Genomic DNA, 12,701 nt, shown 5'->3' with positions numbered 1-12,701 from the left:
GCGGCAGTAAATCCATTACTCCACAATGATCCGCTCGTCATTGTCTCCCAGACACACTGTTAACTGCTGACCGCTGGGGCTGAAGGCGCAGTGGGGGAGAGGTTCGCGTAGGTAGAGGTGCAGAGGGAATGCCAGATAAAGCGCGATCAGCAGCAATGCGGCGACCGTTTTAGCACTCGTTGGGCGTGGAGCGACTGGGTTGCGCCGCGCGTGTCGATATTTCACAACGCCGATGGCGGTCATGCCTGCGCCTACCAGCATGGAAACATACAGTTCACCGGGCATCGGGGAAAGTATCAGCTCTTCGTTTTCATACGCCTGCCAATCTTGAATGCGCCACAGGGCGCTGATACCGATTTGCACCAGCCCTGCGAGTATCCAAGCAACACGCCATCCTGAAAGTCGAAAGAGCGCCAGAAAGCAGAATCCCGATGCAGCACAAGACCAGTAGATCAAATCGAACATCGCATCAAACATGCCGCCAAATAGCGTGCCGCCGACATCCGTTGGTTTCAGGGTGTAGAAATTTATGAGGGCAAACAGCGTCAGAATAGCGGAGACGGCAAGCCAGCTTGCCGCATAGTAGATAACTCGTTTTAAGGTCGGCAAGCCAGGAGCCTGCCGATAAAAACCAGTCGGTCCGTTTTTACTCACCGTCGACGTATTCCAACGCAGTGCGCTGGGTTAAGCGCGTGATGAGCTCGTAGGCGCTGGCACCCGTATGCGCGGCAATGCGTTCAACCGGTAGCGTTGGCCCCCAAAGAATGACCTCATCGCCGACCTTGTCCTGCGCATCCGGCCCTAAATCCACCGTAATCATATCCATTGATACGCGGCCAGAAAGCGGCACTTCACGGCCATTAATGAGCACAGGCGTACCGGCTGGGGCGCAGCGCGGATAGCCATCACCATAGCCGACGGCGACCACACCCAGACGGGTATTGCGCGGGCTGGTCCAGGTGCCGCCGTAACCGACAGATTCGCCCGCGTTGTGTTCGCGTACCGCAATCAGGTGAGACGTAAAGGTCATCGCAGGCTGGAAGCCAAAATGCGCGGCGTCTTCGTTATCCAGCGGCGACACGCCATAGAGAATAATACCGGGGCGAACGCGATCGCGATGCGACTGCGGCCACAGCAGAATGCCGCCGGAAGCCGCAATGGACTGTGCGCCGGGCTTACCCTGCGTAAAGGCATCGAAGCAGGCGAGCTGGCGTTCGGTGGTTCCCGCCTCAGGCTCATCGGCACGGCAAAAGTGGCTCATAATATTGACTGGCTGAACCACATTGCGGCATTCGGTCAGGCGCTGCCAAAACGCGTCGGCGTGTTCCGGCAGAACGCCAAGGCGGTGCATGCCGCTATCGAGCTTCATCCACACGGGTATCGGCTGTGGCAGCGTGGCCTGTTCCAGTGCGGCAAGCTGTTCAGGGCTGTGAACGGCGGTTTCTAGCTTGTGTTCCACCAGCAGCGGGAGATCGTCAGCGGAGAAAAAGCCTTCCAGCAGGACGATTGGCTTGGTGATACCCGCGGCGCGCAGTGCCAGCGCTTCGGAGAGCCGAGCGACGCCGTAGCAATCAGCGTCGGAAAAGGTCTGGGCAGCGTCGATCATGTCATGGCCGTAGGCGTTGGCTTTCACGATGGCAACGACCTGACTGTCAGGCGCTAGCTGACGGATACGTTGCAGGTTGTGGCGCAAAGCACGCCGGTTAATGACGGCAGTTGCCGTTTTCATTCTTGTTCCTTAGTGCAGTGTTGTCATTGCTGAGCGCTGCGTTATTCATCGTCATATTGTGGGCCGGCATAGTTATCAAAGCGCGACCACTGCCCGTTAAAGGTTAAACGAACGGAACCAATCGGGCCGTTACGCTGTTTCCCCAGAATGATTTCAGCGATGCCTTTCAGGTCGCTGTTTTCGTGATAGACCTCATCACGATAGATAAACATAATCAGGTCGGCATCCTGCTCGATGGAGCCGGATTCACGCAGATCCGAGTTAACCGGGCGCTTATCGGCGCGCTGTTCCAGACTACGGTTAAGCTGCGACAGGGCGACGACCGGAACCTGCAATTCTTTTGCCAGCGCTTTGAGCGAGCGGGAAATTTCCGCAATTTCCAGCGTACGGTTGTCGGACAGTGACGGCACACGCATCAATTGCAGGTAGTCGATCATGATCAGACTCAGACCATCATGCTCACGGAACACGCGGCGAGCGCGGGAACGAACGTCGGTCGGCGTCAGGCCGGAGGAATCATCAATGTACATGTTGCGTTTTTCCAGCAGGATACCCATGGTGCTGGAAATACGCGCCCAGTCTTCATCGTCCAACTGACCGGTACGAATGCGGGTCTGATCCACGCGAGACAGGGAGGCTAGCATACGCATCATGATCTGTTCGCCGGGCATCTCCAGACTGAAGATCAGCACGGGCTTTTCCTGAGTCATGGCGGCATGTTCACACAGGTTCATCGCAAAGGTGGTTTTACCCATCGATGGACGGGCTGCCACAATAATCAAATCGGATTTTTGTAAGCCGGCGGTTTTCTTGTTGAGATCCTGATAGCCCGTATCGACCCCCGTCACACCATCGTGCGGCTTCTGGTAAAGCTGCTCGATACGGGAAACGGTATCTTCCAGAATGCGGTCGATGCTTTTCGGGCCTTCATCTTTGCTGGCGCGGTTTTCGGCGATCTGGAAGACGCGGGATTCCGCCAGATCGAGCAGATCTTCACTGCTGCGACCCTGTGGATCGTAGCCGGCATCGGCGATCTCATTGGCGACGGAGATCATTTCACGCACCACGGCGCGCTCGCGCACGATGTCGGCGTAGGCACCAATGTTGGCAGCGCTCGGCGTGTTCTTTGCCAGTTCAGCCAGATAGGCGAAGCCGCCAGCGGATTCCAACGAGCCTTGCAGTTCGAGCGATTCGGACAGCGTAATCAGGTCGATCGGCTTGCTCATTTCCAGCAAACGATGCATTTCGGTGAAGATCAGGCGGTGGGCGCGGTTATAGAAGTCGTTCGCAACAACACGCTCGGCGACATTATCCCAGCGCTCATTGTCGAGCATCAGGCCACCCAATACCGATTGCTCCGCTTCCAGCGAATGTGGCGGAAGTTTCAGACCTTCCATCTGGCGGTCACGGGGTCCATTCGATTTATTGGTGGGTCTTTTCTCTGCCATGAAACGGGTTCTTTACCGGTTGATCTGCTATTGGATTAGGGGGCATTGTATATGCCACTCGTCCGAAATAACACAATATACCCGTCATACTTCACGTTGCCTGTGCGTTGGCTTCGCTTAGTCACCCGAATCACTTACTCAAGTAAGCTCATCGGACTCCTTCGCTTGCCGCCTGCCTGAAACTCGAATTATTTAGGGTATATGTATTATAGAGAGATAACGAACCTGTCACGATTAAGGAGATAACATGGCAAAACGCGTTCAGTTCCGAGCTTATGGTGGCCCAGAGGTTCTGCAATATGTGGATTTCACGCCTGCCGACCCCGCGGCGGGAGAGGTTCAGGTTGAGAACCGCGCCATCGGCATTAATTTTATCGATACCTATATTCGCAGCGGCCTGTATCCGGTGCCTGATTTGCCTTCCGGGCTGGGAACCGAAGCGGCAGGCGTCGTGACGAAAGTCGGGGCAGGGGTTAGCGTGCTGAAAGTTGGCGATCGCGTGGTGTATGCGCAGTCTGGGCTGGGCGCGTATAGCGACGTGCATAACGTGGTGGCGGAGAAGGTTGCGCTGTTGCCGGATGCCATCAGCTTTGAGCAGGCTGCGGCCTCTTTCCTGAAAGGGTTGACGGTTTACTATCTGCTGCGCCAGACGTATGAAATCAAGCCAAATGAAGTCTTCCTGTTCCATGCCGCAGCGGGTGGCGTTGGGCTGATTGCCTGCCAGTGGGCAAAGGCGCTGGGGGCGAAGTTGATCGGGACGGTGGGTTCCGATGAGAAGGCGGTGCGGGCAAAACAGGCAGGTGCCTGGGCGACCATTAATTACCGTACCGAAAATATTGCACAGCGCGTCGCAGAACTGACCGATGGGCAGAAGGTTAACGTCGTGTATGACTCCGTTGGGAAAGATACCTGGGAAGCTTCTCTCGATAGCCTGCGCCGTCGCGGATTAATGGTCAGCTTCGGTAATGCGTCCGGGCCGGTCACCGGCATCAATCTGGGGGTTTTGAACCAGAAAGGCTCGCTGTTCGTCACGCGTCCGTCGCTGTTTGGCTACGTGACGAACCGTGCCGAACTCGAACAGGCCAGCAATGAACTCTTTTCACTGATCGCCAGCGGGGCGATTACGGTAGATGTGCCGCAGAACCAGAAATTCGCGCTGGCGGATGCGCAGGCTGCTCATAGGGCACTGGAAAGCCGCAGTACGCAGGGCTCATGTCTGCTGATTCCCTAATGTCTGTTTCTGAAAAGCAGAAGGCCTCCCGAGGGGAGGCCTTGGCCGTTACGCTAATTTCATCAGACTGTATGTAGGGTACAGCGTGGTGATCGTCACGAAAGTGCCGCTGTGCGGCTATTATTTCCCTGACGATGATGAAATCGTGTGGCTTTTTGCCACCATGGTTTATTTACCATGTTTAGTTTGCTCACCCTGTAAACAACAATCGGGTGTCAAACTGTGGCGTCATCCTAGCAGCCACATCCGGGAAAAAATATCTGCTGGCGCACACTTTTGTACTAAAACAGGCCGTACTAAAACATGTAGTATTCAAACAAGGCCGTGTTAAACACGGCCTTGCCCATCATTTTCGTGTGCAACTCATTTTCGTGTAACCCAGATTTTCCCTTTCTGGCATTACCACTCATTCCCGTTGCGCTGGCGATACGTGTATTTTCGATAGGTATAGCGGTGTGAGTTGTAGACAGGTCGACCGCTAAATTTGCGCCACAGCCACACCGCCGCGACGGCTACAATCAGCCACGGCAGCACCTTTATCGCGATGCTAAACAGCCCGCCAATCAACATAAAAAGGGCCGCGACAAACAGTGCCGCAATCACGCCCAGCAGTGACACGCCCGTCAACATCAGCATGATAAAAAAGCCAATAACGAAGAAAATTTCCAACATGGTGTGCTCCTGTAGCGGTTAAACCGCAGAGAAAAGTTCTGCGTGCTACATAAGCTATAACAAGAATCGTGCCAAGATGTGCCGCTGGTAAGTGATTGATTTACCAGCGGCGTCAGGAAGAGAAAGGAAAGAGTGTTGATGAAAAAAACTAACTATTAGTATTTTTTAAACCAGATTAACCAGCGCCAGCGCACGCTCTACCACCGCAGCATCGGCACCGGGTTTGTGGGCGTTCTCGCTCAGATAGCGTCGCCACTGGCGAGCGCCGGGGATGCCCTGAAACATGCCGAGCATGTGGCGCGTAATGTGGCCTAATGACGCGCCGCCAGAGAGTTCGCGCTCGATATAGGGATACATGGCTCGCACCACGCCAGCCAGATCCAGCGTGGTGGTGTCGATGCCAAATAGCTCACGGTCAACCTGCGCCAGAATACCGGGATTCTGGTAAGCCTCACGGCCCATCATCACGCCGTCCAGATGCTGTAAATGCGTTTTGGCTTCTTCCAGCGTTTTGACGCCGCCGTTGATGGCAATGGTGAGCGCCGGGAAATCGCGCTTGAGCTGGTAAACGCGCGGATAATCCAGCGGTGGGATTTCCCGATTCTCTTTCGGGCTCAGGCCCGATAGCCAAGCTTTACGCGCGTGGACGATAAAGGTACCGCACTCGCCGCGTTCGGCGACGGTTTGAATAAAGTCGCACAGGAATTCATAGCTGTCTTGATCGTCAATGCCGATGCGGGTTTTCACCGTAATCGGGATAGAGGTGCTGTCTTTCATCGCCTTGATGCAGTCTGCCACCAGCGCTGCTTCGCCCATCAGGCAGGCACCGAAACGGCCATTCTGTACACGGTCGGACGGACAGCCGACGTTCAGGTTAACTTCATCATAGCCGCGCTGTTCTGCCAGTTTGGCACACTGCGCCAGCGCTTGCGGGTCGCTACCGCCGAGCTGCAGTGCCAGGGAGTGTTCTTCTTCGCTGTAGGCCAGATAGTCGCCTTTGCCGTGAAGAATCGCACCTGTTGTCACCATTTCGGTATACAGCAGCGTCTGGCTAGTCAACTGGCGAAGAAAATAACGGCAATGGCGATCGGTCCAGTCGAGCATCGGCGCAATGGAGAAGCGGTTAAGGCGAGAAGCGCGGGAGCCAGTGGATACCGTGTTGTGCGTACCTGATTTTACGTCGGTCATAGTTTGTCAGTCATCGTTTGGTGTGTGTCTGGCGGTGTTGTTTGGTTTGATCGTTGTCAGCATCCCTGTTGCCCTTCTTGTTTCAGGCTCTAACAGAGACGGTAAAACGCACTATAACATAGAGAAGCGATCGCGCAGTCGCTATCGGATAGAGATGAGAAGGGCATTGCTGATTTCGTCATGGTATTGCTCCTGCAAGCATGAAGGCTGCAGGAGCCCGTTAATTAACGCGTTGATGCTGCCAATGTCGTGCCTGCGAGAATAAAGATCCCACCCGTCGAGCGGTTAAACAGCTTAATGCGGCGCGGGTTGGAGAAAAGGCCAGATAGACGGCGGCCGGTGCAGGCATAGATGAACATAATGCTGCAATCGAAGACTGCCCAGGTCGCAGCGAGAATGATGAGCTGCAAGGTATGCGGGGCGCTGGTATCGATAAAGTTTGGGAAGAGCGCGGCGAAAAACAGCAGATCTTTCGGATTGCTGATCCCGACCAGAAAGCCTTTACGGAATAGCGGAAACCAGCCTGGAGCCGAGGCGTCCTGCACGTCCTGCTCCGTGGTGCTCATATCCTTGGAACGCCATGACGCGATGCCTAACCAGATGAGATAAACCGCCCCAATAATTTTTAATACGATAAATGCGGTGGTTGACGCCGCGAGGATGGCACCTAACCCCAATGCTGAACAGGACATCAATATCATTGCCGCGCTGACGCCGCCGAGTACGGTTGCGGTTGCGCGTGAAGCGCCGTAGCGTAAACCGTGCGACATGCTGATCAAGGCTGATGGGCCCGGAATGGCAATCAGGGCGATGATGATGCCTGTATAAGCCAGCCAGAGGTGAAGGCTCATGGTTTCTCCTGCGTGTAGTTCACTGTGAAAGCGATAATATGAAACGATATATATTCACATATATATTGCTAGTTTTTCAACACGGGATGGTAACAGAAAAGGGGGGATGCTGTTTGTCCTCCTTATCAATATTCTGTTGCTGGCGCTGGTGGGATACATAACGATAAGCCTGACATACGATAAGCCTGACATTTTTTAAACAACGCCCCTCTTGTCACTTTCCTGCAAATCGAATCATTTAAGGTATATATTAGAAAAGCTTATAAAAAATATTGTGCCATCTAGTGTACTTGCAGAGCTGGAACAAACTGTGGAATGTTGCCTGTTTCTATGGTAGCCCAATTTACGGTACTAAATAGATGCGGCGTCAGCCGTGTGAGTATCAAGGTGCGCAGATTGGTTTGTCTTTGACGCCCTGCTTCAGCCCAATCGAGAGGCTGTTCCAGCCGGAGCATTATCTATTCGATGGTAAATGAGGTTCTACGCGGGTATTTATTTTTTATACAAGAGAAATTTGATAGCACAGCGATTTTTTTTAATGATTTTATAGGCGAATATATGAATAAGAAGGTGGTTTTTATTAGCGATATAAATAACTGAAGAGAAAGAGCTTGCTCAAATTCTTTCTGATGAAATAAAAAAATCATATTTGGGTATGCTGGATAACTTCGTTTCATCCGATGGTCAATGGTAACCCCCCCATCTTTAGCAGAGGTGATAAGTAGAATCAGATTATGCGTTGAATATGCTGCATCGGTGTGTAGCCATTCAACGCCATATTCGGACGTTCGTTATTATAAAACCATTGCCACTGAGTGGCATAATTCTGCAATTCATCCAGTGATGTAAATAGGTATTGCCCCAGCCAGTCATAACGCAGCATCCGGTTATATCGTTCAATATAGGCATTCTGCTGAGGTTTGCTGGGCTGAATAAAACGAAGGGTTATATTCTATGAACCGCCCATGACATCAGTATCTTCCCCGTATATTCCGGCCCGTTGTCACACTGTATTGCCGTCGGTTTCCCTTTCCACTCAATACGTTGTTCCAGCGTTCTGATTACCCGACTGGCGGGCAGGGAAAAATCCACCTCAATTGCCAGTGCTTCACGATTAAAGTCATCAATAACATTCAGCAAACGGACTGAACGACCATCCGATAGCTGATCATGTATGACGTCCATCGACCAGCATTCGTTTCTGTTTTCAGGCACCGCCAGCGGTTCAGGTTTATCCCGTTTCAGCCGTTTTTTCGGCTTGATTCGCATGTTCAGCGACAACTCGCAATAAATCCGGTATACCCTTTTGTGGTTGAACCTGAAGCCTTTGACATTACGCAGGTACAAAAAACACAGACTAAATCTCCAGTTCAGATTACGAGAAAATTCTACTTATAAACACACCGCTTTTTCGGGGGGATTACCGTGTCTGACCATGCCTCCGGATGAAGTGGAGCAAATCTCGCGGTTCAAAAATCTGAATGAAGAGCAAAAGGCGATGTTGCTCTCTGCGACAAAGTTACCCCGATGCTATACGGAAGGTGTGGTTCTGGCTAAACGGGTAGAAGCCTTATTCAGAGCTGTTCCTCCCAGCCTTTACTTGGCGTTGGGTATGACAGAAAAAGAAGAAAAAGTGGAACGCCAGCAACTGATGAACGAACATGGTTGTAGTGAGCTGGAAGCAGTTTTTCTGGTGGCGAAAAAACGGGATAAGGCAAGAGGAATCATGACTGAAGCGGAGGCGGCGTGAAGCGATTAACGATGTCTAAACCTGAAGTGGTACCGGATAATGCGCTCCCGTTTTCAGTCCTGTTTGATATGCCTCCGCAAGGTGTTGCCCGTATTGGAGAAGGAGACGCTAGCCAGCTTGCGAAGTTGGGCGATGAGGCGCGAAAACGCCTGACCTGCCCAGCTCAACTTTCGGTGTTACCTCATCGTGTAGGAAACCGTTTCTGCGTTTCGGTACATATTAGCGATCCGACAGGAAAGGCGCTTGATCTCCTCATTACGGTTGCCGGCAATACCGTATGGCCAGATGATAATGAATACGCGCGTGGCGTATGCTGGTACATCAATGTCTCCGATGAGACAGACATGATGTGGTTGCTGAAAGCTATTGAGCAGGTGACAGGCGAAAAAGAGTAAATCGGGAACTGGTGCGGATTCGCAAAAGTTTTTCTTTGCGGAGCCTGTACCAGTTGAACAAGCCGCAGGCGTGTTAGTGGGGTGAAGTTGTTGATACCATACTGTTTTTTACGGTGGCAGTACATGCTATAACCACATGATTACTCAGTCCTATCGGTTGCGTTTAGAGTCTGGCTAAAGTCGTATCTGCGGGAATATACTCAATTGCAATAGTTATACTTGTTCAAAAAAAAGAATTTTTTCCATTATCCGCATGCGACGTCAACGTTGCCAGTATGGAGCATGGGGGGACTTGCTGGCGTCTTACTGTCGCGCAGTTTATTCTAGCACAGCGAGTTCAGACCCGAATGATGTTGTTGGATATGCCGGATAGTGCCTAGATCGCATAACGAGTGTATCGGCGGGAGCTATCCTGTCGGCCAACTCTGGTTTATTCAACAAACCCTCAATAAAGCCCAATAAAATCTCAATAAATCCTCAACGAGTCATTAATAAATATATGAGTTGCTGTTGGTAATGAGATATTTGTCGCAGTTTTAGTTATGTGTTTAAAAGTATATTTTTAGTGAAGATAAAAATAATTAATATGAATTTAAGTTTATGGTTTAGTCTTATTTAAGTGTCTTTGTAAGATATCGGTGTAATCATGAGTTTTTTATCACAATAAATTATTTTCAAAGAGGCTGAAATGACGAATGTATTGGAAGGCCGCCCATGTTTGATCGTTGGTGCTAGTGGAAATATTGGCGAAACGGTAGCTGTGAGATTAAGTCAGTCTGGTCGAAAACTGGCATTAACCCATTCTCCTCGTTCTGCGCCAACGGTCGATATACCTTCCGCAATTTGGTATCAGATTGATGTCACAGATTCTGCGCAAGTGACCGAACTTGTCACTAAAGTTGAACGCGATTTTGGCGCCAGTCCTGATCTGGTTTATTGTGCTGGTATTGTGAGAGACTCTGCTATTTCATTTATTTCTGATGAGATATGGCATTCGGTTATTGATGCTAACTTAAATGGTGCATTTTATTTAATCCGAGAGGTCGCAAAAAAAATCGTGACGGAAGAGGATGGCAGGATTGTATTAATTAGCTCTGTCTCGGCGACAAAAGGTAATCCCGGCCAGTTAAGTTATTCAGCCACTAAGGGCGCTTTGGAGTCGATGTGTCGAGTTATCGCGGTGGAATTAGGACGCTATGGAGTAACCTGTAATGTTGTATCGCCAGGTATTATTGAAAGTCGAATGGTTAAGGATACTCCGCCAAAGTCTGTAGAAAGGCTATTGAAGAAAACCCCTTTAAGAAAAGTCGGTAAGCCCGAAGATGTCGCGAGCTTGGTTGATTACCTGTTAACAGCTGAAGCTCGCTATATAACCGGCCAGATAATTCAGGTTGATGGTGGCATGACAGCAGCCTAACTATTTATTACCCAACTGTTAAATTTTATGATGGTGCTAAATATCTGACTTGATTTTTTAATTAAAAAATAAGGAAATAATAATGAGTGATAATTCTATGGCTGTGACCGAAAATAAAATAAAAGAAATAGTAGAGGTAGCGCTTGATAAAGAACTCGATGAATTTAGCATGTCAGCTAATTTTTATGAAGAATATGAAATGGACTCGCTGGGTGCTGTGGCATTATTAGTCGAAATGCAAAAGGGATTCAAGGTAAAAGTACCGGAAGCGGAAATGCCGAAAATATTAACTGGTAACGACTTGCGTGAACTTATCGTGAAACTTATCCGGAATAAAAACGATGCTGATGGAAAATAGGCAACTCATCAATCTCTATCCGCAGCAACTTGACTACCATCAAATTATTAGGTTAGTACCTTATCGTTCACCTTGGCTATTAATTGACAACGTTGTGCGCTGGGATGAAAAAAGCATCGTAGTAAATAAAGCGATCTCAGGAGCTGATCCGATGATGGCGGCTCATCTGGCTGATGGTCCCAGTATTATGCCTGGGGTACTTCTCATTGAATTTATGGGGCAGGCAACGATGTTGTTAAGCACCCTGACTTCTCAGGCGCCACCAAGTGAACAAACTGCTGTTTTAGGCCGCTGTAAAGGGGAGTTTATCTCGCCGGCGCGGATTGGGGAACTGATCACAGGGTATTTATCGATTACCGATGTTGTTGCTGGTAAGACCTTCTATGAAGGCGTGATATTTGCCGGAGAAAGGAAAGTCTGCAAGGTCTCTGGTGTTGGGGCATTTCTCAGCAAGGGTGGACTCGATGAGTAATCACTATCGCAACAGTATCGATATCGCGAAACAATGTTTTGTTCTGTCAAATGTTGGTAATGGTTGGCAGCAATGCTGGAATAAATTGCTGCGCGGTGAGGCGATGTTCTCGACCGGTAAGCATTTTATTCGCGGCTGGCCAGATAGCCCGCCATTATCGATTATTGAAACTATCTCTGATAATACTGATTTTAAAAATAGGACAAATGATGCGGCATTTTTTGTCGCCAGCCAAATGAAAGACATGCTTGATGGCTTATATCAGCAAGATGAAAACCTGAGGATACTGATTGTTGTAGCCACCTCTCATGGCGATCCGGGACCGCTTTCAACACTGGTCGATCTAGATGCAGAAAATGCGCGTGACAGATTAAATGATGATATTGCTGAAGGATTGCTGTCCGATGGTCTGATCGCATCGGTTAATCGTGGCATTGGCCGAAATTTACAAGGTGTTACTACTTCGGCGGCCTGTGCTACTTCACTGGTTTCAGGATCATATGCCTGTGACATGATTGATTTCGGTATTGCTGACGCGGTGTTGCTTGTTGCGGTTGATACCCTGTCCAGAGTGGCCACCGTCGCATTTAATAATATTGGTGCCATGTCGCAACGTGGATGCACACCTTACAGTTCTGACCGTGATGGTACGACGGTAGGTGAAGGTGCGGTGGCGCTACTACTGGCGCGAAAGGGCATTCTCAAAAAAGAAGAGGTGCAAGGTACCATTGTCGCCACCTCCGTTTACTGTGATGCCGCGCATATGGTGGAGCCGGCTCCGAAAGGTGTCGCCTGGACTATTCAGAAGGCGCTAAATCAGGCCAAACTCTCTGCCAGTGATATTTCAGCCATTTACTGGCATGGCACCGGAACGATTCAGAACGACAAAACAGAAGCTGCAGCCGCACAGATTCTTTTCGGTGAGACATCCCCGCCCTGCACTTCAACCAAGGGAGTATTGGGACACACGATGGGGGCATCCGGCTGCTTCAATGTGTTAGCTGCTTGCGAAACCTTGCAAAGTGGCGTTCTGCCGCATGTAGCGCATTCAACAGATAATGTCTTCAGCAACTTAGACGTGGTTCTGAATGAACCGCGCTATATTGCGCCAGGTTCCGGTGTTGCGCTGGTTACGGCATTAGGATTTGGTGGAATTAATGCAGCATTAATTCTCGATGCTAACAACTAGA

14 protein-coding genes and 2 pseudogenes are annotated in these 12,701 nt (G+C 50.3%); 8 read left to right on the top strand and 8 right to left on the bottom strand.

The features are described from left to right. Positions 1-15: 15 nt before the first annotated feature. The 3 genes from LOZ86_RS17645 to dnaB are packed head-to-tail and all read right to left on the bottom strand — an operon-like array spanning position 16 to position 3,177. A complete protein-coding gene (locus tag LOZ86_RS17645; RefSeq protein WP_039483673.1) occupies positions 16-654 on the bottom strand; it encodes a hypothetical protein in 639 nt (212 codons plus the stop codon). Beyond that, entirely contained in the window at positions 647-1,729 is a 1,083-nt protein-coding gene (gene alr / locus LOZ86_RS17640) for an alanine racemase (RefSeq protein ID WP_039483676.1), read from the bottom strand. The genes LOZ86_RS17645 and alr overlap by 8 nt, the downstream gene beginning before the upstream one ends. Positions 1,730-1,770: 41 nt before the next feature. Further along, complete coding sequence (gene dnaB / locus LOZ86_RS17635) at positions 1,771-3,177, bottom strand: replicative DNA helicase (protein WP_039483678.1); 1,407 nt, start codon at positions 3,175-3,177, stop codon at positions 1,771-1,773. A 247-nt stretch (positions 3,178-3,424) separates the two neighbouring features. Between dnaB and LOZ86_RS17630 the strand changes: the two genes are divergently transcribed. Next, positions 3,425-4,408: a quinone oxidoreductase gene (locus LOZ86_RS17630; RefSeq protein ID WP_039483679.1), complete on the top strand. Its 984-nt coding sequence runs from the start codon at positions 3,425-3,427 to the stop codon at positions 4,406-4,408. A 399-nt stretch (positions 4,409-4,807) separates the two neighbouring features. On the opposite strand, the gene pspG is transcribed toward LOZ86_RS17630, so the two are convergent. The 4 genes from pspG to LOZ86_RS21635 form a co-directional block, all read right to left on the bottom strand. After that, complete coding sequence (pspG, locus tag LOZ86_RS17625) at positions 4,808-5,080, bottom strand: envelope stress response protein PspG (protein WP_039483681.1); 273 nt, start codon at positions 5,078-5,080, stop codon at positions 4,808-4,810. A gap of 165 nt (positions 5,081-5,245) precedes the next feature. Further along, a complete protein-coding gene (gene dusA / locus LOZ86_RS17620; RefSeq protein WP_039483682.1) occupies positions 5,246-6,268 on the bottom strand; it encodes a tRNA dihydrouridine(20/20a) synthase DusA in 1,023 nt (340 codons plus the stop codon). Positions 6,269-6,492: 224 nt separating this feature from the next. Beyond that, entirely contained in the window at positions 6,493-7,119 is a 627-nt protein-coding gene (locus LOZ86_RS17615; protein WP_039483685.1) for a LysE family translocator, read from the bottom strand. Positions 7,120-7,846: 727 nt separating this feature from the next. Then, the gene (locus tag LOZ86_RS21635) at positions 7,847-8,020 is read right to left on the bottom strand and encodes an integrase core domain-containing protein (RefSeq protein ID WP_479687431.1); all 174 of its coding nucleotides are present in this window, start codon (positions 8,018-8,020) and stop codon (positions 7,847-7,849) included. Between LOZ86_RS21635 and LOZ86_RS21630 the strand changes: the two are divergent. Further along, positions 8,005-8,055: pseudogene (locus tag LOZ86_RS21630) on the top strand (hypothetical protein); the annotation flags it as partial. The gene LOZ86_RS21635 and the pseudogene LOZ86_RS21630 overlap by 16 nt on opposite strands. 9 nt (positions 8,056-8,064) lie before the next feature. On the opposite strand, the gene LOZ86_RS21625 reads toward LOZ86_RS21630, so the two are convergent. Continuing rightward, positions 8,065-8,400, bottom strand: a complete 336-nt coding sequence (locus tag LOZ86_RS21625; protein WP_488656300.1) for a DDE-type integrase/transposase/recombinase — start codon at positions 8,398-8,400, stop codon at positions 8,065-8,067. A 145-nt stretch (positions 8,401-8,545) separates the two neighbouring features. Here LOZ86_RS21625 and LOZ86_RS17605 point away from each other — a divergent pair. The 6 genes and pseudogenes from LOZ86_RS17605 to LOZ86_RS17580 form a co-directional block, all read left to right on the top strand. Continuing rightward, positions 8,546-8,869 (top strand): annotated as a pseudogene (locus tag LOZ86_RS17605) (conjugative transfer ATPase); the annotation flags it as partial. Then, positions 8,866-9,264: a hypothetical protein gene (locus tag LOZ86_RS17600; protein WP_039483715.1), complete on the top strand. Its 399-nt coding sequence runs from the start codon at positions 8,866-8,868 to the stop codon at positions 9,262-9,264. The pseudogene LOZ86_RS17605 and the gene LOZ86_RS17600, both read left to right, overlap by 4 nt. Before the next feature lie 688 nt (positions 9,265-9,952). Further along, on the top strand, positions 9,953-10,681 hold the full coding sequence (locus LOZ86_RS17595; RefSeq protein WP_111778868.1) for an SDR family NAD(P)-dependent oxidoreductase: 729 nt from the start codon (positions 9,953-9,955) through the stop codon (positions 10,679-10,681). Between the two features lie 82 nt (positions 10,682-10,763). Then, the gene (locus LOZ86_RS17590; RefSeq protein ID WP_039483717.1) at positions 10,764-11,039 is read left to right on the top strand and encodes an acyl carrier protein; all 276 of its coding nucleotides are present in this window, start codon (positions 10,764-10,766) and stop codon (positions 11,037-11,039) included. Beyond that, positions 11,023-11,511 carry a 3-hydroxyacyl-ACP dehydratase FabZ family protein gene (locus LOZ86_RS17585; RefSeq protein ID WP_052012054.1) on the top strand — a complete coding sequence of 163 codons (489 nt, stop codon included), beginning with the start codon at positions 11,023-11,025 and terminating at the stop codon, positions 11,509-11,511. The genes LOZ86_RS17590 and LOZ86_RS17585 overlap by 17 nt, the downstream gene beginning before the upstream one ends. Further along, positions 11,504-12,700 carry a beta-ketoacyl synthase N-terminal-like domain-containing protein gene (locus LOZ86_RS17580; protein ID WP_039513031.1) on the top strand — a complete coding sequence of 399 codons (1,197 nt, stop codon included), beginning with the start codon at positions 11,504-11,506 and terminating at the stop codon, positions 12,698-12,700. Before LOZ86_RS17585 ends, LOZ86_RS17580 begins: the two co-directional genes overlap by 8 nt. The last annotated feature ends 1 nt before the right edge of the window (position 12,701 follow it).

Origin of the sequence: Pectobacterium parvum, assembly GCF_020971565.1 — a bacterium.
In the GTDB taxonomy this organism is placed as follows: Bacteria; Pseudomonadota; Gammaproteobacteria; order Enterobacterales; family Enterobacteriaceae; genus Pectobacterium; species Pectobacterium polare.
This window is presented reverse-complemented; position numbering and strand designations above follow the sequence as displayed.